The sequence below is a fragment of the Chroococcidiopsis thermalis PCC 7203 genome, assembly GCF_000317125.1.
GTDB classification, from domain to species: Bacteria; Cyanobacteriota; Cyanobacteriia; order Cyanobacteriales; family Chroococcidiopsidaceae; genus Chroococcidiopsis; species Chroococcidiopsis thermalis.
In genome coordinates, this window is sequence record NC_019695.1 from 3,884,385 (window position 1) to 3,901,842 (window position 17,458).

A 17,458-nucleotide genomic window follows, 5' to 3' on the forward strand; every position below is an offset into this window, starting at 1 on the left:
TTCAAACACTCTTTAATTTTGGGGGATGAGTAAGCGTAGCATAAACTACAATCTTGTGGCTGAAATTATTGCCGAAGTGTACATATGGCAATAGATCTGTAGAAATCGGGGTATTGAGAAAATATCTTGCCAAATTGCACGCAATAAGACAAATTTCAAAGCGGTTGAATTTCAAGCTGGTTCAATCTCGAACTGGTTTAATCTCAAATTTATTCGCTCAGGTAGATTAATGGACTTTATGCTTTGAAAAATAATTCTTTACACTAATAATATCTTATTAATCCGCTCTATGTTGCCAGATCTTTATTATCAGTGCTATCAGAAACTGAGCGAACTGCTAAAGGGAATACAACAAGCAGCGACAGCACCAGAGGTGAACCCCCCCAGACTGCGCCAGAATGTATTAGCAGCACAACAATACTTTCAGCAACAGATTGCCAGTTTAGATAGTCAAGATATCGATCCAGCGGTAGAGTCGAGAGTGCGATCGCTGCAAACGGAAATTAGCAAGCAATTCAACTTGTTAATCATGGATGTGACATTTTTGCAAGCTGCTAGACAACCTCAGACCTTACAAACCCGCCAGCAGCAGATTACCCAACGCCTTCAGACTCTACTGAGTTATTGTGAGGCGATTTTAAGTTTGGACAAGGTAGACAAGGGAGACAAGGGAGACAAGGGAGACTAAATACTATATTCTTCCCCTACTTACGACTTATGACTTGCTCATGAAAAGTAGGTGGCAACCCCAGTTAAGAATCGGTGACGAAATGGAAGCAGAACAACGTCGTGTGACATGGATGGAACTGTTTTACGACTTAGTGTATGTTGTCGCGGTAGCTCAACTGGCTCACAATCTCTACGAAAATACTATTGAATCCGTAGAAAAAAATAGATGTGAATTAGTAATCTTAAGCTCTAGGTGCGTACGCGATATAAGAAAGATAAAAATTCCCCCGCAAGCAGCATAGACGCACAGACAGCTATCAGGTTGTAATGTGGGAATGATTTAGGATGAGGTAGGGTGGTTTTTGGCAGTAACAAAAGCGTGAGTGGCTATAAGTTTACCTGGTTCGATCGGTTTTGCCTTTGGTATCCTCCCGGCTGGCTGATCCTATTTAACCGTCACTGGCAACACTATCACGCCGATCCTGATGGTTGGAATTGGTTAGAGTATGGATTATTTCTACTCCCAGGTGGATTTTACATCGCCTTGTTACTGCGGTGGTTGCGCTTGGGTTGTCGATTTCCGCGTCAACAAGCGGTGCAATTCGACCGCAACTATCAACAGGCTTTTCGCGATGAAGTCTTAGCGCCAATTGCCAAATATTACTACCGCGGCGAACTGAGGCAAATCGAAAACTTGCCGGAAACAGAATCGATGATTGTGGCGATGAACCACGCCGGAATGTCTTTTCCGTGGGATTTTATCGTACTAGCTTATCTACTAGGTACGGCACGGGAATGGAACGTTAAACCATTAGCCGGAGTTTCTTTATTCGATCATCCTTGGATGATTTGGTGGTTACCCCCTGGATGGTCGCAAGTTTTAGGCGGCGTGAGGGCAGAAAAAGAGGAATTTGAGACAGCGATCGCCCAAAAAACTGTATTATTATACGCACCTGAAGGACTGCGGGGACCTAGTAAAGGCTGGCAGCAAAGGTATCAATTGGCAAGTTTCGATCCGAGTTTTATTCGTTTGAGCGATCGCCACCAAATCCCAATTCTGCCAGTTGTTTGTCTTGGCAATGAACTTTTACATCCATTTGCCATTAATTTGAATTTGCAACACATTGGTAAGATATTCGGCTTACCTTTCTTACCTCTATCGCCTTTAATGCCGTTGTTCGCATTATTTCCTTCTATGGGAGTATGGGCAATGCGATCGCGTTTGCGTTACTTTATCCAACCTGTATATCGAGTAGACCTCAAAGATCGTACCTCTCGTCGCGAGAGAGTTGCAGCATATCAAGAAGCTCAAGCATTCAGAGATAAGTTGCAAAATGCGATTAATTGTATATTAAGCAGCAGTGATGACAAGTAAAGATTCGAGCTTTTCTACCTTTTGCCTGTTTATACTAAGTTATCTGACGGGAGAAGAGTATCTGCGTGAAACATCCCAAAACTAAAGCTCATGATTTTACCTGGCAGTCCACGTTTTCGGTACTGATGTATTTATTCATGTACCTGCCGATCTTCGTTCTTGCTTTCTATAGTTTCAATACTTCTCCCTACAGTGCTGGCTGGCAAGGGTTCACACTCAAATGGTATCAACAGTTGCTTCAAGATAGTCGCATCCTGACAGCACTACAAAATAGTTTGGTTGTGGCTGTATGTGCTGTCATCATTTCGGCTGTTTTGGGAACCCTGATGGCAGTGGGGTTAGGACGATATCGATTTCCTGGGAAGACGATCTATCGCGGTATTTCATACTTACCAATGATTGTTCCCGATATTGCGATCGCCGTAGCTACTCTCGTCTTTCTGGCTACGTTTGCCATTCCATTAAGCTTGTGGACGATTGTAGCCGCTCATATTGTCTTTTGCCTTGCCTACGTGGGAATTGTGGTGACAGCGCGACTAGCAAAGTTAGATCCCCACCTAGAAGAAGCCGCACTCGATCTCGGTGCTACACCATTGCAAGCTTTTGTCAAGGTTTTGTTACCGCAGTTAATGCCTGGAATTGTTGCTGGTTGTTTGCTGGCTTTTGTTCTGAGTCTAGATGATTTTCTCATCTCTAGTTTTACGTCTGGAAGCGGCATCAATACTTTACCGATGGAAATTTTTAGTCGCATTCGCACGGGAGTTAAACCCGATATTAATGCCTTGAGCGTCATCCTAATTATTATTTCTGGGTGCGTTGCTTTCTTGGCAGAATATATTCGCGATCGCGGTGAGAAAGAGAATTCGTAAGAAAGTCAAAAGTCAAAAGTTAAAAGTCAAAATTTAGGGTACAAGCTCTGAAGAAATGACTTTTATGCAGGGTTTTCAGAGTTCCTACTCATTTCTATAATCGCAGATATTTGCGATACAGCGACGATGGGAGCGGTAACTGCGCGTAAGAGCCGTTTACCCAAGGAGACGGGTTGAAATCCTGCCGCGATCGCATTTTCGACTTCGTTTGTCGTCCAGCCGCCTTCTGCACCTGTGGCAATGACGATAGATCCCCCCAACCCCCCTTGTAAAGGGGGGCTAGAGTTGCCTTGCGAAGGAGGGCTAGAATTTTCTTGTAAAGGGGGGTGAGAACTGTCTAATTCCCCTGATAAAGCGGGGAGAGAATCCTGCAACCCCCCTTTTGAAGGGGGGCTAGGGGGGATCGATTGCAAACTTGTAAATAAATGAGGCGAATTTCCCCGCGCCACACAGATATACTTGCGATCGCCTGTCACCGACAACAATCCCGTACTAAACGGGACGGGATCTAAAATCGTCGGTACGATTTGTCGTTCCGATTGTTCCGCCGCCTCAATTGCAATTCGCCGCCAACGGTCTAGTTTTTGCGGGCTGGGATGGAGTAAAGTGCGATCGCTGGTTACTGGAGCAAAACAATTGACTCCTAATTCAGTACAAGCGCGTACCACTTCATCAAATCCATTCCCTTTGGGTAGTGCCACCATCAGAGTTATCTCTACAGGTAACTCAGTTTGCACCTGCATTTGTTCTAAAATTTGTGCTGTTGTCTCTGCTATTACCGCTAGCCACCATTGACCTTTGCCATCCATCGCAATAAAGCGATCGCCCTGCCGCAGCCGCAAGACTCGCGTGAGATAATGCTGTTGCTGCGATGTGAGGGCAATTTGCTGCTGTTGCAGTTGTGCGGGAGCGATGACGATTCGTTGCAGTTGAGACATGAAGTATATTTACAGTTTGACAGAATACTCGATTCCATCATCTATTGGCAGCGCCACCGAGATAAAGCCATTGGCAGGGTTACGCACGTACTCTAAATATGGTGCCATCTGCTCTGGAGTAATGTTCAAATCGTCCGCTAGAATGACCGCACCCGATCGCAGGTTGTTCGATACTAGCTGTAAAACATCTAAATAAAGGTTGTTCCAACCATCTAAAAAGAGTAAATCGATCGTGCCACCAGGATCGCGTAATGTCTCCAGCGCATCGCCAGCTCGAATTTCTACAAACGGTAATAGTCCTGCTGCGGCAATGTTTTCAGTTGCTTGCATCACTTTACTGCTTTCCATTTCCGAGCCAATAACTAACCCACCATTGCGATCGCGCATAGCTGCTGCTAAATATATTGTGGAGATACCATAAGATGTCCCAAATTCTACAATCCGTTGAGCGGAAATAGACCGAGCGACTCCATAGAGAAATCTACCAACATCAGGTGCAATAGGCAACAGTGCCTCGCGAAATGTGGCTGCATTCTGTGCGGGACTAGCAGATTTCCAATCGTAACCGCTACTGAGAACTTGTTGAATAATTGAATTATCGTTGCGATCGGCTAGATCGTGCAATCGTTCTAGTACTGCCCGTACCTCTGGAAGCTGTAATGTAGAGCCAGCAAGAATTGATGTCATAATATTCTCCTATAGACAAATGAAACACATCAGAACCTTATAGGTTGTTCTTCAGATTGGCAGAAGAAGGCTAAACATTAGCTAGCTAACTTTCTTTGCCTTCTAGGAGTCACTAAACGCAGCACCATAACCCCGATTAACAAGACAACAAAGGGTGAATAAATCAGTGGTGAATTGGCAATTTTGAAGCTGAATTCAACCGTAAAAGCCAGCCAGAAAAAGTGCATCCCTGTAGTATGTAAAACTTTCCATCTTCTCTGTCCCAACAAAGCAGCTGGGCGATCGAAAGATGTTATCGTCATGGCAATTAGAAAGACATAGCCTAGTATGGCGAGCGCTGTGAAAGACTCAAACTTAGGCGCAGTTCCAGCAGTGACATACCATAAGCCAAAAATTGCGATCGCGTGATAGGTATGAGAAACTGCCATTGATACCCCAAAATAACGCCGATTTTTCAGCAGCCAGACTGAAAGAGGAGTAGATCGCATTCGATGCAGTGCCGAAGCGACAAACGCGCAGAGAAACAGAAGGCAAGAAGTACGAGCAGTGGCTCTAATTGCCATCCGCATCCCTTGTTCGTCTAATCCATCGATCAGCCAGATGGTAGCAACCATCGTACCAACTACCAGCGCCGACCAACCGACAATACCCCATTTTTGTAATGGGAGTTTAGTATCTGTCATAGTTTACGACTCCAACTGAGGATACCAATTGGTAGTTAATTTAGCGATCGCCTTTAGGTACTGTCTTGTCTGTTGTTCCGAAAAATGTTCTATTCTTCCAAAAACTTTTCCCGTAATACTAATTCTTTCTGACTACGCTGCTAGAAGATCCCCCCAACCCCCCTTAAAAAGGGGGACTACAATGCTGAGTTTATTGCAAAGAAAAACAGAAAAAGCAAAACAGAATTGATGTAAAAAGCTTTTTAACTTTTAACTTTTAACTTTTAACTTTTGACTTATCTCTGCTTGTCTCGATAAATTTTTGGCGTAGTCTTGACGTGTTGGCGAAATATTCTCGTGAAGTGACTTTGATTTTGGAAACCTACTTGCTGAGAGATTTCTACGATTGTGAGTTCCTGCTTGGCGAGTAAATGCTTTGCTGTCTCAATCCGGCATTTCGTAATGTATTGATGCGGCGATTGTCCGGTAGATTGTTTGAATAAAGTCGCAAAATAATGGGGACTCATGTTAACGACATTACTGAGTTCTGTCAAAGTGATGTTGCGATCTAAATTTTCGTGAATGTAGGCGATCGCCCGGTCTTGCTTATACTTGGGTAATCCACCTCGATAATCTCTAATTGTCTGCTGGCGAGAAGTATAGCGGCGTAACAAGTGAGCCGAAAGCGCCGTCACCATCGATTCTGCATATAACCGACTCTCCGCACCTCCTACCGCTAACTCAGCTTTCAACGCTAACCCTATCTGCTGAATCAACGGATCGCGTAATTGCAACTGGGGTATGAGTTCGATACAATTTTCCTCGATAGATTCATCAACAGCACGGTATAGAGTGGCAGGAGCGAGAAATAGATCTAAAATAGGGACTTCGCGATCCACTTGCGTTCTGGGGAACAATTGGCTGGCTGGAAAAATGCCAATATCGCCTTGAGCGTAATCTATATGTTGCCAGCTGCCATTGAAATCGAAGCTTGCCCGAAAATTGTCTAAAGCAATAATCACGAGATGCTGACTCATGTAGCTCGCAGGCATTTCATCAGCGGGTTCTAACTCATAGATGAAATGAAAGCCATCCCATCCCGCCTCTAAAAGATGTAAATGCTCGGGATGTTCGCCATGAGACATAGTTTAGTATTGGCTCTACTGGTGTCTGCTATTAATGTATCAGGGGATGTCGTTCTAGGTAGCGCGGCTCGTCTCATACCTACCAGGAGAGCCTAAGTTTTTCATAGAAAGAGCAAGTCAGCAATTAAAGGGAAAGGGGAAAGGAGAAACAATCGTTCCCGTTTCCCAGGCAATCCCCTAAAGTGACTATCGTTGGTATAAAGGAACGCAACTGGACACAAGGTATCCTCTTTATTGCGATCGCTCCAAGCGCATTTTTACTGAGGAATTTATTTTATTTGTGAAGTCATGCCTAATGTCTCAGTAGTTTTACGTTAAGTTGGTCATTGGTCACTAGTCACTGGTCACTGCTCCCTGCTGCTTGATAACTGACAGCTTTGTGTCAAAAGCTACTTAATTTCTATATAAACCCAACATAGGGAGGAGTGTGAATTCAAGCTGTTTTTTGTAGAATTTTCTACAAGTCATCAAACAGACAAATACTCGTACTTACGTTCTCAGGTTTTTGCTTTTTGGAGTTTTTGTGTTGCAATTCATCTATTTTGTCATTCAGGCTATCCAACCAATTTTAGTTCCGGTTTGCTTTGTTAGTGCTTGGGCAATTGTAGCTCTCATCGTTTGGAGTCTCTATAGCGCCGTGCGAGACAGTGTAGCTACCAGTCAAAAATTGCACCAAATTCCCTGTACGAATTGTCAATTTTTTACAGGAGATTATCGACTGAAATGTACAGTACAACCTACGATTGCTAATACCGAGGCAGCAATTACTTGCATGGATTACCAAGCGAAAACCAATCCCTTGCTGTACTAAATTAGCTCAATCTCAATCCATTTCTAACAAGACCTTCATCACACCGCGTGTTTGAGCGCGTTCAAAGGCGGCTAGTCCTTGACTCAACGGATAACGAGCGTGAATTAGCGGTTGAACGTCTACTTTTTGAGTGGCGAGTAAATTTAGGGCAGCGGGGAAAGGTCCGCAACGGGAACCGATGAGGGTAATTTCGTCTACAACCAAAGCGGAAGCGTCAAAACTCAAGTTACCTGCATAGGTGCTTTTGAGTACTAGCGTACCGCGAGGACGCAACGCACGACGGGCGATCGCAAATCCTGCTGGATTGCCCGTACACTCGACGGAAAGATCGAAAGATCTGTCGGTTACGGTTTCAGCTAAGCCTGTTTTAATCCCTCTTGCTTCTAAGTTAGCCAGTTTTTCCTGATGTCTGCCTACAGCTAATAAATCGCAACCAGTTAAAGCTAAGGTTTGGGCGACTAGCTGCCCTAACTTACCATCTCCCACTACTAACACGCGATCTGCTGCCTGAATTTGCACCTGCTGCTGAATTTCTAATGCTGCGGCGATAGGTTCGGTAAATGTAGCAGCTTCCGTAGAAACGTTGTCTGGTACGGGATGTAGGTTTGTGGTTGGTAAGGTGAGATAGTCGGCAAAGGCTCCATCACGGTTGACGATTCCCAATACGGTGCGGTTTTCGCAGTGGGTTGGCTGTCCGTTGCGACAGAACCGACATTGACCGCAGGTAGCATTGATTTCTCCTACTACCCTTTGGTTAACTAGATGAGTGGGTCCTTGTTCGACTACGCCAACAAATTCATGACCTAGAATACCCGTGTAAGGATAGTAACCCCGGATCAGTTCTAAGTCGGTGTTACAAATACCCGCTCGTAGGACGCGCACTAAGGCTTCTCCTGGGGAAGGTTCGGGAGTGGGGATATCTGTACGCAGTTGTAATTGGTTGTTTTCGAGCCAGAGTCCTTTCATTTTGATAGCTGGTTGATAAAAGCTGAGATTTATTTTAATGTCACGCATAGACGCGCAGCGGCTTCTCGTAGAGTAGACGCGAAGACGCTAAGAAAGACCGCAAAAGGTTGTTTGCATGTTTTATAAATAGCTCAAAGAAGAAGATGCAGCAGTTAATCAAAAAGTGGAAATGGCGAAGTTCGATTTATTTATTAATTTGCGTGTTAAGTATTTTTTTGATTTGCAATTGGTCTGTAAATGCTCAAAAAACAGTCAACAATTGTCGTCCACAAATTATTGTACCAGACTTCTCTAAGGTAAATGTCTCTATTCAGAATCAAAGTTGTAGTATAGAGGACGTTACGATTACTCAGTCAAGGGCTTTACAAGAATTAGCAAAAGCACGTGTGCTGTATTTGGGAGAAACTCACGATCGCGACCGAGATCGCAAAATTCAGTTAAAAATAATTCAAGAGTTACAAAAAAGAAATCCTCAAGTTGCGATCGCGATGGAGATGTTTCAAATACCATATCAAGATGCGATCGATAGCTATTTAGCTGGTAAGTTGACTGAAAAAGACTTGCTAGAACAAACTGAATACGAGCAAAGATGGGGATATTCTTGGGAGTCTTATGCGCCTATACTCAGATTTGCGAAAGAGAAACAATTGTCAGTTTTAGCTGTGAACACGCCTTCTGAAATTACTCGTCAAGTTGCAAAAGCAGGTTTAGATAGTCTCACACCTCAACAGCGAAAAATTATTCCTCCTGCTTCAGAAATTCGGACTGATAATGCTGCTTACCGTCAGATGTTAGCTAAAACTTTTGCACAGCATCAACATTCCAATCGAGGTAATAGTAGCGGGTTCGATCGCTTTTTTTTAGCTCAGGTTTTATGGGATGAGACTATGGCAGCAGAAGTTGCTAAGTTTGTCAAAGCTAATCCTAAGCATCAAGTTGCCGTGATTGCTGGGCAAGGACATATTATTTATGGTTATGGTATTCTTAGCCGCGTAGCTAGAAGAATGCCTCCGCAATTCTCACAGGTTTCTGTGTTGTTAAGTCTTCCTCAAGATCCTGCTACTAATTCTAACCAGCCGATAGCAGATTATATTTGGCAGTAAGATTAAATTGTACTATCTCGGCTAGCCTCCCTTTTTAAGGGGGGTTGAGGGGATCGTCTTATCTGAATCAAACTGAATTATACGGTGCTAATTTAGGTTTTATGATTAGCAAAATTTAAGACTTTATTTCTCAACCAAAAAGGAATTTGCAACTTCAAAATTAAGGTTGTAGAGGCTGTCATCAGCATACCAAGTAAAATATTTGCTATTTCAAAGCTTCTACCACTACTCATTGCTAAGATTGTTTCTACAATCAGAGTTGGCAATAAAATACCAGCATAAAACAATGTATAACGGATGAATTGTTGTTTTGCTAGTGTAATAACAATTGCTAATAGCGCTCCTAAAGGAATGAATATCAAGCCATAGTAAAGAATTCGATCTTCTTTTGGTAATACTTCTAGAAGGTTAATATTGTATCGGTTTTGTAAGTTATCTACATAGACATGCAACCCTGAATTAGCATATGTTATAACTAGCTTGTGAAACTGTTTATCTGTAAAAAGGTTATGCACGTTTGTGTCTAAATACTGAGCATTAACACCGTTGATCGGTGTTCGCAGTCGCAGGTTTAAATTATTGCCTTGTTGTCCTAAAGTAAAATTGCGCCTACCATTACTATCTGAAATAGAAATAATTCGAGCTGGTCCTTTTTGTTGAAACTTAGCAGTTGCAATTGTTGTTATTATTGTAAACTTAGAGGTTTCTTGTAATCTTTGATTGAGTCGATTCACAGGAGTATCTGTTTGCAGCCAATGGCGATCGCTTAGAAAGACTCCTCGATCGTCTGTTATTTCTGGTAGTTGCCCTCGCCAGCTCAAATCGGGCAAGTTTCCCGCGCGATCGCTGTAATTTTGTCTGTCTAACTGATAGTTTCCTATCAAAGGTGTATCTACATTATTCCACCAGTTTTGGCTGGCAAACACGCGCTCTATTTCTGCTGAAGAGAATGCTTTATCTGCAAAAGCGACTTCTGAAATAAATCCTTCCCAAGGACGTTCGCCTGTACGTTCGTTGCCTAATATGAGAGGATAATTTAAATCCCAAGTACTTAAGTTATTTGCGGATTGTAACGGAACTGTAAACAGGATAGATGTAGCTAAATAACCTAAAAAAGCAATTGCTACTATAGGAAAACTAAACCGATTTTTGTTCTTTTCAATTAAAGTTAAAATATAACTAACAAATTTAAATTTCCAGATATAAAAACATAAAAACCCGATAAATCCACCTAAGCTATTAGTGAAGAGATCGGCAGGTGAGGTTTCTCTAGAAGGCAAGAAAATTTGGAGCGTTTCTACAACGAAAGATAGAATAAAACTAAGAAATATAACTGAAACTAGTTTTAATAATAAACTGAACTTTCTTACCTGCAAAAAACAGGTTAGACTAAAGCCAAATGGAATAAATAAAAATATATTCTTAATCTTATCGCCCAAATGACTAGAATGTTTGAAATTGCTAAAAAAATATCTCAGAGAGCCACCTTCATCCCTAGAGAAATTGAAAGGGAAAAGAGTGGCAATAACTACAAGAAGAATGCTAGCAATAACAATGTAGGGCGCACTTTTAACTAAGAATTGGCGCAGACTACGTATAGTTGAGTTGCTGGCAGACGGATGAACGTGCATATGTTAAGTAATGTACGGCTTCTGGTACATCTTAGCGCTTCATCCGTAGTTTGACGGAGTGTTTTTTTAAAGATTTCAAGTTGTCTGTAGTTAATTAGTGCTGCTATTTTAAAGATTCTAAGAAGGGTTGAAATACTGAAATCAGTTCGCGACGACTGACGACAAGAGAGGGGAAAGAGATATTGCTGTAATCGTTCCCAGGTAATAAAGGAAAAATAGATGGCGATCGCAGCTCTACCCAAGTTCCTCCAGCTGCATGTAAAATTACCCAAGCCCCTGCTAAATCCCAAATTTTCGGTGTCGCTTCTACCCCACCCAGTACAGCACCCGCAGCAACGGTGAGAAAGTTGTAACTGGCAACCCCCAGCATCCTAATTTTGCAGGGAAAGCCAGATTGCATGACAGCAGTGCTGCGGGAACAGAGATTGAAAAAGTGATTTTTGCTAACCACATCGGTACTAGCATGGATCGGATGATGGTTGAGAAATGCCCCTGTAGGTGTTGCTAGCCCCGAATCTCCTGCCCAAAAGCCGTGAAAACTTTGTCCTAGCGGTGGTAAGTGGACGTAGCCAAAAACAGGCGTACCTCGGTACAGCAGTCCTAAAGAAATACCCCAGATGGGAAGTCCCCGCGTAAAGTTTGTCGTTCCGTCAAGCGGATCGATAACCCAGCACCATTCAGCATCAGGAAAAATTGTCTCTCCTTCTTCGCTCAAAATACCATAGCCGTTGAAGTTGGAGGCGATCGCATCTTGAATTTCTCGATCTGCCCATTTATCTGCTTGGGTAACGAGGCTACCATCAGCTTTCTGAGAGGCTTGTACCTGCCCGAAATCCTGCATCAGTTGCGCCCCTACCCTCTGGGAGGTGGTAGCGGCAAAATCGAGAATCGTCGTCCAGAAATCAGTCATGAATGAGGGTGTGGGGTGTGGGGTGTAGGGTGTAGGGTGTGGGGACAAGGAGGACAAGGGGGCAAAGGGGGACAAGAAAGCAACTACCAATTACCAATTACCAATTACCCATTACCCATTAACCATTTATCAATCCAATTCGTTTTCAAATACTGAAGCGATCGCTTTTTTGGCGTTGCTGCGAAATTCGACTATATCTACGCGACTGAGTAACCAAATTGCTAACACCATTAACAACGCTTGAATGGTAAATACCAAACCGTAAGCTAGCACTGGGGCTGAAAATAGCTGTTTGCCTACGTCTAATATTGCCCCTCCACTAACTGTTGCCGTTGCCCGCGCTAATGCCTGCGCCAGCCCCCACGCGCCAATAAATGTCCCTGCTGTTTCTGCTGCCGTAAAGTCTAGCATTAAACTCAATGCACCCGTGGTGGTCACGCCAGAAGCCAAGCCAAATAGGACTAATGCTCCCTGCAAAACTTGGCGATTAGCAGTAAAACCCGATGCAATGACGAGTCCTACACTCAGAGCAACTAGGATACAACCGATTTGAGTCGTTTTTTGCTTGCCAATCCGTGGCACGATTAAAAAGCCCGTGCTACCAATTCCTAGTAACGTACCCGTACCCCAAAAAGCATTCAGCCTCGTAGTTTCCGCAACGCACATTCCGAAGACTTCCCCGCCATAAGGTTCCATCACTGCTTCTTGCATAAATAAGCTGAGTGTCATGGCGAGGAGAAAGGTGAAGAATAAACCCGTTTGACGGCTGGCGGTTAGGACTTTCAGCGCCCTAGATATGGTAATTTGGTCTTCTCTATCTGCGACTATCGATCGCGATGTGTAGCGAGAATACTTTTTTTCTACACCAAACGTTGATAGTAGAGCTAACCCAGTGACAACTCCCGGCAAAATGAAAAATAAGCGGTTAATCGAGCTTTGTAGGATAGCAAGTTGAGCGGGTTGACTGTAAAGCGATACTGTTCCTACAGCTGACTCTTGACAAGTGGAGGCAGCGGGCAGAAGTTTGGAGCTGATAATTGCCCCAATCACAATTCCTACCATGAGCATCGACCACACAACACCTACGAGTTTAGAGCGGTTGTCTTCATCGGAAACATCGACGAGCAAAGCAGCAAATGGGGTAGAACTAGAACTAAGTGCCAACCCGTACAAAGCAAAGATTCCCGCTAATAACGCTATCCAACCATAGGTAACGAAACTCCAGCCTTGGTTGTATATACTGCTGCCAAGTTGCCACATAACTTGGACTGCAAGAAAGGCAGCGATCGCAAATAATGCCGCACCAATCCAAATGTAACCCGTGCGGTGATTGCTCCACATCTTTTTGGCATCAGACATTTGCCCGAACCACAGGCGCGAGGGAGCCACAAACTGATGCATGGCGATCGTTCCTGCTGCTAGGGTAGCCGGAATTGCCAATTCTTTAATCGCAATCCGATTGAGGACTCCCAGGGTGAGAACGGACATCATCCCCAGTCCCATTTGAAATAAGCCTAACCGGAACATAGTCAGGATATTAATTTTAGGAGGTAACTGTTCTCGTTCGGACGAGCTACTTTTCGCCATATTTTTTATAAAAACAACTATTTATCGATACATTTTCTGCTTTCTTTAGGATAAACCTTAGCCAGAACTGCGATCGCGACGGCAACGCTACACTAAGAGTGTGTAAAGAAGTGTAAATAGGTACGATAAAATTGGAAACTATCAAATTAGGTCAGGATGGCGCTGCTGTTTGTCCTTTATGCATTGGAACGTGGGCGTGGGGCGACAAACTATTTTGGAACTATGGCAGCGATGAGGAGGATGCCAAGCAGCTACAGGTAGCCTTCCAAGCCGCACTAGATGCGGGTACGACATTTTTTGATACGGCAGAAGTCTACGGATTTGGATTATCGGAAAAGTATTTGGGGCAATTCATCCAACAAAGCGATCGCCCCATTCAGATTGCGACGAAATTCGGTCCCGCGCCTTGGCGGTTTACAGCTCAATCCGTCTCTGATGCGCTGACGGAAAGCCTCAAGCGTCTGGATTTGGAGCGAGTCAGCCTCTACCAAGTCCACTGGCCTTTCAGCTTTTTCATGAGTCAAGAAACGCTGATGAATGCCCTTGCCGATGAAGTGCAACGGGGCAGAATCGAGGCAGTAGGAGTCAGCAACTATTCCGCAGAACAAATGCAGCAAGCATACAAAATTTTGGCAGCCCGTGGAGTCAAGCTGGCTAGCAATCAAGTCCGCTACTCGCTTTTAACGCGGCAAATTGAAACAAACGGCATTCTCGACACGGCACGACAGCTAGGTGTAACAATCTTGGCTTACAGCCCTCTAGCACAAGGCTTGTTAACTGGAAAATACACGGCTAGTAGTGCCGAGAAGCCTACAGGCGCACGCCGGATCGATCCTCGTTTTAGCAAAGAAGGTTTGCAAAAAATCGAACCAGTGATTTCGATCTTGAAAAAAATTGGCGATCGCCACGGACGCACCCCCGCTCAAGTTGCCCTTAATTGGTTAATTGCTCAAGGTAACCTAGTTGCGATCGCGGGTGCAAAAAATGCCAACCAAGTCCAGCAAAATGCTGGCGCTCTCGGCTGGCAGATGACGGACGAAGAAATAACTCAGTTAGAGCAAGTAACTCGTCCGTGGCTTTATTAGGGAGTCGGGAGTCGGGGGTTGGGAAATTTTGGATAATGGAATTGAATTTCTCCCTTGTCCTCCTTGTCTCCCTTGTCCTCCTTGTCTCTCTTATCTTTAAAAACCCTATGCTCTAGTTTTCTCGTGCCGTGCGCAGTTTGGGTTTAGCAACTGAGCGCTTGTCTGAGCTGGAAAACTCTTTTTCTCCGTTGCGATCGCGTTTGGCTAAACGAGGCTTGGGAGTGGAGCGCTTTTCGTCTGCTATGTCGTCTTCAGCGGAGTCGAGCCACGCTGGACGGGTTTTGTCATAAGCCATTTGTAAAGCGGCTGCGGCGATCGCGTGTGCGTCGTATTCTTCACTCAGTTCGCGCACGATTGGCAAGAAGGAGGCTAATCTTTCCCCAGAGAGAACTTCCCGCAGTTGTTCTTGCAGTTTTTCAATTTGCCGCGCTTCGATTTGCGCTTTGGTGGGGACGTAGCTAACTTTCAAGCTTTGGCGAACGTGACGTTCGATCTGCTGCTGTTTGCGGCGATCGAACGGTTGGATGAGGGAAATTGCCGTGCCTTCTTTTCCGGCTCTACCCGTGCGTCCGATCCGATGAACGTAAGTTTCTACGCTGTCAGGTAAATCGTAGTTAATAACGTGAGTTAAATGATCTACGTCTAAACCGCGTGCGGCGATGTCTGTTGCAATCACCCACCGTACTTGCTTGTTGCGGAACCGCGATAGCAGGCGCTCCCGTGCTTGTTGGGTTAAATCGCCGTGATATTCGTCGGCGCTATAACCCGATGCTTGCAGTTGACTGGTGAGATCTGCTGCTGTTTTGCGAGTTTTGACAAATATGATTGCAGATTCTGGGTCTTCCAATTCTAAAATTGGCTGCAATGCTCTTGCTTTTGTCCAATGACGCGGTACGAGGTAAGCGACTTGACTAATTTTAGTAGGAGCAGCTTTTGGCTGGTCTACCGTAACTGTGACGGGCGAGTGTAAAAACTTCCCGACTAACATCTGAATTGCACTTGGCATTGTTGCCGAAAACAAAGCTGTTTGTCGCTCTTTTGGTGCGGAAGCAAGAATTTTTTCCACATCATCAATGAAACCCATGCTCAGCATTTCATCGGCTTCGTCAAGTACGACAAATTTCACTTTATCTAGCTTAAGATTGCCGCGATCGAGCAAGTCAATCACTCGCCCTGGCGTACCAACCACAATTTGTACGCCGCGATTGAGCTGCTGAATTTGGCGTTCAATTGATTGCCCGCCGTAGATAGCTAGAATGCGGCTTTCATTTCGATCTACAAAGCTTTTCATTGCTTGGCAGACTTGAACGGCTAATTCCCTCGTAGGAGTGAGAATCAGCGCTTGTACTGCCTTACTTTGATGGTCGATTTGCTCTAGAATCGGCAAAGAAAATGCGGCTGTTTTACCCGTACCTGTTTGAGATTTACCAACGACATCGCGCCCTGCTAATAATTGGGGGATTGCCTGTACTTGTATATTGGTTGGTGTAGTGAATCCAATTTTTTCTAATTGTTGAATACGGCTTTCTGAAAGACCTAAGCTTTCAAAGGATAAATTCATTTAAGCTCCTAAACTACTCTGTTTTTTCTACTTTTGTTATCGATTGTTATCGATCGATAGCTATGCGCTATTAGCTACTCACAACCTCACCCTTGAGATCGTATGGCTCAGCCTCGGTAATTTTGACTGGCACGATTGAACCTAACCTAGCTACACCTTTGACGTAGACTAAACCATCTACTTCTGGTGAAAACCGAGCTGAACGTCCGATATATTCTCCAGTTTCAGGATTTTCTTGCTCGATTAAAACATCCACAACTTTGCCTTCTTGCGCCTGATTTCTCTGCCAAGAAATCGGTTGCTGGAGTGCCATTAAAGCATCTCGTCTTGCATCCATAATTTCTTGAGGAATTTGATTCGGCAGGCTGTAAGCTGGAGTTTCCTCTTCTGGAGAAAATGTAAACACACCCACATGGTCAAATTCGTGGCGTTCGACAAACTGCATCAGATGCTCGAAGTGCGCGTCTGTCTCGCCAGGAAATCCTACTATAAATGTTGTCCGTACAACTGCCTCTGGGATTGCCGTTTTAATCCGTTCGATAATACTGTCATTGACCCGACCTTGCCAAGGGCGGTTCATCGCACGGAGAATTTCAGGATGGGAGTGTTGTAAGGGTAGGTCTAAATACGGTAAGACATTTGGCGTGGCTCGAATTGCCTCGATGACTTTCGGTGTCAACCCTGTTGGATAAGCATAATGCATCCGAATCCAAGGAACATCGACTTTACCTAAAGCAACTAACAGTTCCGCTAATTTTGGTTCGCCGTACAAGTCTACACCATAATTAGTGGTAATTTGGGAAATCAAGATAATTTCCTGTACCCCTTGAGCGGCGAGTTGCTTTGCTTCTGCCACAATCGATTCGATCGAGCGCGATCTTTGATTTCCCCTTAAGTGAGGAATAATGCAAAAAGCGCAACGGTAATCGCATCCTTCTGCCACCCGCAGGTATGCAACTCCTTCCGTCGTCGTGCGATAGCGAGGTGTAGTTTCGTCAGCGATATATGTTGGTTCGGGCGAGACAAGCTTTACTTTTTCTCCCTTTTCTACCCGCTCAATTACGTTTACAATTTGGTGATAGTCTCCCGTACCGATCGCGGCTACCGCTTCTGGGATCTCTTCTAGCAGTTGTTCCTGAAAGTGCTGCGCCATGCAGCCCATAATGACAATTTTTTTATTTGCTTCTGCTAGCTCGACTATAGTACGAACCGATTCTTGACGCGCTGCTTGAATAAAGCTACAAGTATTGACGACAACATAATCAGCTAGTTCTTCGTCGTTATCGACTTCGTATCCAGCTTGAACGAGGAGTCCGATCGTGTGTTCCGTATCTATTCGATTTTTCTCGCAGCCTAGATGAGAAAATGCAATTGTTGGCTTTTTGCCCATGAAATCAATTTAAGTGTAAGTAGAGACAGGGTTTTTCAGTCGTTCTATTGTAGCGATCGCTTCCAAAAC

General features: G+C 44.3%; 16 protein-coding genes and 1 pseudogene. 7 read left to right on the plus strand and 10 right to left on the minus strand.

Annotated elements, in window-relative coordinates:
• Window positions 1-289: 289 nt before the first annotated feature.
• The 4 genes and pseudogenes from patD (at window position 290) to CHRO_RS17050 (ending at window position 2,913) form a co-directional block, all read left to right on the plus strand.
• The gene (patD, locus tag CHRO_RS17035; protein ID WP_015155479.1) at window positions 290-688 is read left to right on the plus strand and encodes a heterocyst frequency control protein PatD; all 399 of its coding nucleotides are present in this window, start codon (window positions 290-292) and stop codon (window positions 686-688) included.
• Between the two features lie 40 nt (window positions 689-728).
• Window positions 729-869, plus strand: a pseudogene (locus CHRO_RS34825) (low temperature requirement protein A); the annotation flags it as partial.
• A 155-nt stretch (window positions 870-1,024) separates the two neighbouring features.
• Entirely contained in the window at window positions 1,025-2,044 is a 1,020-nt protein-coding gene (locus CHRO_RS17045; protein ID WP_015155481.1) for a 1-acyl-sn-glycerol-3-phosphate acyltransferase, read from the plus strand.
• A 125-nt stretch (window positions 2,045-2,169) separates the two neighbouring features.
• Window positions 2,170-2,913: an ABC transporter permease gene (locus CHRO_RS17050; protein WP_015155482.1), complete on the plus strand. Its 744-nt coding sequence runs from the start codon at window positions 2,170-2,172 to the stop codon at window positions 2,911-2,913.
• Between the two features lie 62 nt (window positions 2,914-2,975).
• On the opposite strand, the gene CHRO_RS33415 is transcribed toward CHRO_RS17050, so the two are convergent.
• The 4 genes from CHRO_RS33415 to CHRO_RS17070 all read right to left on the minus strand — a co-directional run bounded on the left by CHRO_RS33415 (window position 2,976) and on the right by CHRO_RS17070 (window position 6,345).
• A complete protein-coding gene (locus CHRO_RS33415) occupies window positions 2,976-3,851 on the minus strand; it encodes an RsmE family RNA methyltransferase (RefSeq protein WP_015155483.1) in 876 nt (291 codons plus the stop codon).
• Window positions 3,852-3,860: 9 nt separating this feature from the next.
• Window positions 3,861-4,538, minus strand: coding sequence for an O-methyltransferase (locus CHRO_RS17060; protein ID WP_015155484.1), 678 nt, complete (start codon window positions 4,536-4,538; stop codon window positions 3,861-3,863).
• Window positions 4,539-4,615: 77 nt separating this feature from the next.
• A complete protein-coding gene (locus CHRO_RS17065; RefSeq protein WP_015155485.1) occupies window positions 4,616-5,221 on the minus strand; it encodes a hypothetical protein in 606 nt (201 codons plus the stop codon).
• A gap of 275 nt (window positions 5,222-5,496) precedes the next feature.
• Window positions 5,497-6,345: an AraC family transcriptional regulator gene (locus tag CHRO_RS17070; protein ID WP_015155486.1), complete on the minus strand. Its 849-nt coding sequence runs from the start codon at window positions 6,343-6,345 to the stop codon at window positions 5,497-5,499.
• A gap of 523 nt (window positions 6,346-6,868) precedes the next feature.
• On the opposite strand from CHRO_RS17070, the gene CHRO_RS17075 reads away from it, so the two are divergent.
• A complete protein-coding gene (locus CHRO_RS17075) occupies window positions 6,869-7,156 on the plus strand; it encodes a hypothetical protein (RefSeq protein ID WP_015155487.1) in 288 nt (95 codons plus the stop codon).
• A gap of 12 nt (window positions 7,157-7,168) precedes the next feature.
• Here the strand turns inward: CHRO_RS17075 and CHRO_RS17080 are convergent, their stop codons facing one another.
• The gene (locus CHRO_RS17080; protein ID WP_041463231.1) at window positions 7,169-8,122 is read right to left on the minus strand and encodes an MDR/zinc-dependent alcohol dehydrogenase-like family protein; all 954 of its coding nucleotides are present in this window, start codon (window positions 8,120-8,122) and stop codon (window positions 7,169-7,171) included.
• A 143-nt stretch (window positions 8,123-8,265) separates the two neighbouring features.
• Here CHRO_RS17080 and CHRO_RS17085 point away from each other — a divergent pair, with 143 nt between their 5' ends.
• On the plus strand, window positions 8,266-9,225 hold the full coding sequence (locus CHRO_RS17085) for a ChaN family lipoprotein (RefSeq protein ID WP_015155489.1): 960 nt from the start codon (window positions 8,266-8,268) through the stop codon (window positions 9,223-9,225).
• A gap of 92 nt (window positions 9,226-9,317) precedes the next feature.
• Here CHRO_RS17085 and CHRO_RS17090 read toward each other — a convergent pair whose 3' ends face one another.
• The 3 genes from CHRO_RS17090 to CHRO_RS17100 all read right to left on the minus strand — a co-directional run bounded on the left by CHRO_RS17090 (window position 9,318) and on the right by CHRO_RS17100 (window position 13,353).
• Entirely contained in the window at window positions 9,318-10,856 is a 1,539-nt protein-coding gene (locus CHRO_RS17090; protein WP_015155490.1) for a VanZ family protein, read from the minus strand.
• 103 nt (window positions 10,857-10,959) lie between these two features.
• Entirely contained in the window at window positions 10,960-11,766 is an 807-nt protein-coding gene (locus CHRO_RS17095) for an inositol monophosphatase family protein (RefSeq protein ID WP_015155491.1), read from the minus strand.
• A 129-nt stretch (window positions 11,767-11,895) separates the two neighbouring features.
• A complete protein-coding gene (locus tag CHRO_RS17100) occupies window positions 11,896-13,353 on the minus strand; it encodes a BCD family MFS transporter (protein ID WP_015155492.1) in 1,458 nt (485 codons plus the stop codon).
• Window positions 13,354-13,484: 131 nt separating this feature from the next.
• Here CHRO_RS17100 and CHRO_RS17105 point away from each other — a divergent pair, with 131 nt between their 5' ends.
• Window positions 13,485-14,438 (plus strand): aldo/keto reductase, encoded by a 954-nt coding sequence (locus tag CHRO_RS17105; RefSeq protein ID WP_015155493.1) that lies wholly within the window; start codon window positions 13,485-13,487, stop codon window positions 14,436-14,438.
• Window positions 14,439-14,550: 112 nt separating this feature from the next.
• On the opposite strand, the gene CHRO_RS17110 is transcribed toward CHRO_RS17105, so the two are convergent.
• A complete protein-coding gene (locus CHRO_RS17110; protein WP_015155494.1) occupies window positions 14,551-15,999 on the minus strand; it encodes a DEAD/DEAH box helicase in 1,449 nt (482 codons plus the stop codon).
• Between the two features lie 70 nt (window positions 16,000-16,069).
• Window positions 16,070-17,389 carry a 30S ribosomal protein S12 methylthiotransferase RimO gene (rimO, locus tag CHRO_RS17115; RefSeq protein WP_015155495.1) on the minus strand — a complete coding sequence of 440 codons (1,320 nt, stop codon included), beginning with the start codon at window positions 17,387-17,389 and terminating at the stop codon, window positions 16,070-16,072.
• Window positions 17,390-17,458: the final 69 nt, after the last annotated feature.

Bases quoted from the DNA above. Each gene is read 5' to 3' on its own strand.
- CHRO_RS17095 (WP_015155491.1), bottom strand. From the start codon at position 11,766: ATGACTGATTTCTGGACGACGATTCTCGATTTTGCCGCTACCACCTCC.
- patD (WP_015155479.1), top strand. From the start codon at position 290: ATGTTGCCAGATCTTTATTATCAGTGCTATCAGAAACTGAGCGAACTG.
- CHRO_RS17085 (WP_015155489.1), top strand. From the start codon at position 8,266: ATGCAGCAGTTAATCAAAAAGTGGAAATGGCGAAGTTCGATTTATTTA.
- CHRO_RS17080 (WP_041463231.1), bottom strand. From the start codon at position 8,122: ATGAAAGGACTCTGGCTCGAAAACAACCAATTACAACTGCGTACAGAT.
- CHRO_RS17070 (WP_015155486.1), bottom strand. From the start codon at position 6,345: ATGTCTCATGGCGAACATCCCGAGCATTTACATCTTTTAGAGGCGGGA.
- CHRO_RS17110 (WP_015155494.1), bottom strand. From the start codon at position 15,999: ATGAATTTATCCTTTGAAAGCTTAGGTCTTTCAGAAAGCCGTATTCAA.
- CHRO_RS17050 (WP_015155482.1), top strand. From the start codon at position 2,170: ATGTATTTATTCATGTACCTGCCGATCTTCGTTCTTGCTTTCTATAGT.
- CHRO_RS33415 (WP_015155483.1), bottom strand. From the start codon at position 3,851: ATGTCTCAACTGCAACGAATCGTCATCGCTCCCGCACAACTGCAACAG.
- rimO (WP_015155495.1), bottom strand. From the start codon at position 17,389: ATGGGCAAAAAGCCAACAATTGCATTTTCTCATCTAGGCTGCGAGAAA.
- CHRO_RS17090 (WP_015155490.1), bottom strand. From the start codon at position 10,856: ATGCACGTTCATCCGTCTGCCAGCAACTCAACTATACGTAGTCTGCGC.
- CHRO_RS17100 (WP_015155492.1), bottom strand. From the start codon at position 13,353: ATGGCGAAAAGTAGCTCGTCCGAACGAGAACAGTTACCTCCTAAAATT.
- CHRO_RS17065 (WP_015155485.1), bottom strand. From the start codon at position 5,221: ATGACAGATACTAAACTCCCATTACAAAAATGGGGTATTGTCGGTTGG.
- CHRO_RS17060 (WP_015155484.1), bottom strand. From the start codon at position 4,538: ATGACATCAATTCTTGCTGGCTCTACATTACAGCTTCCAGAGGTACGG.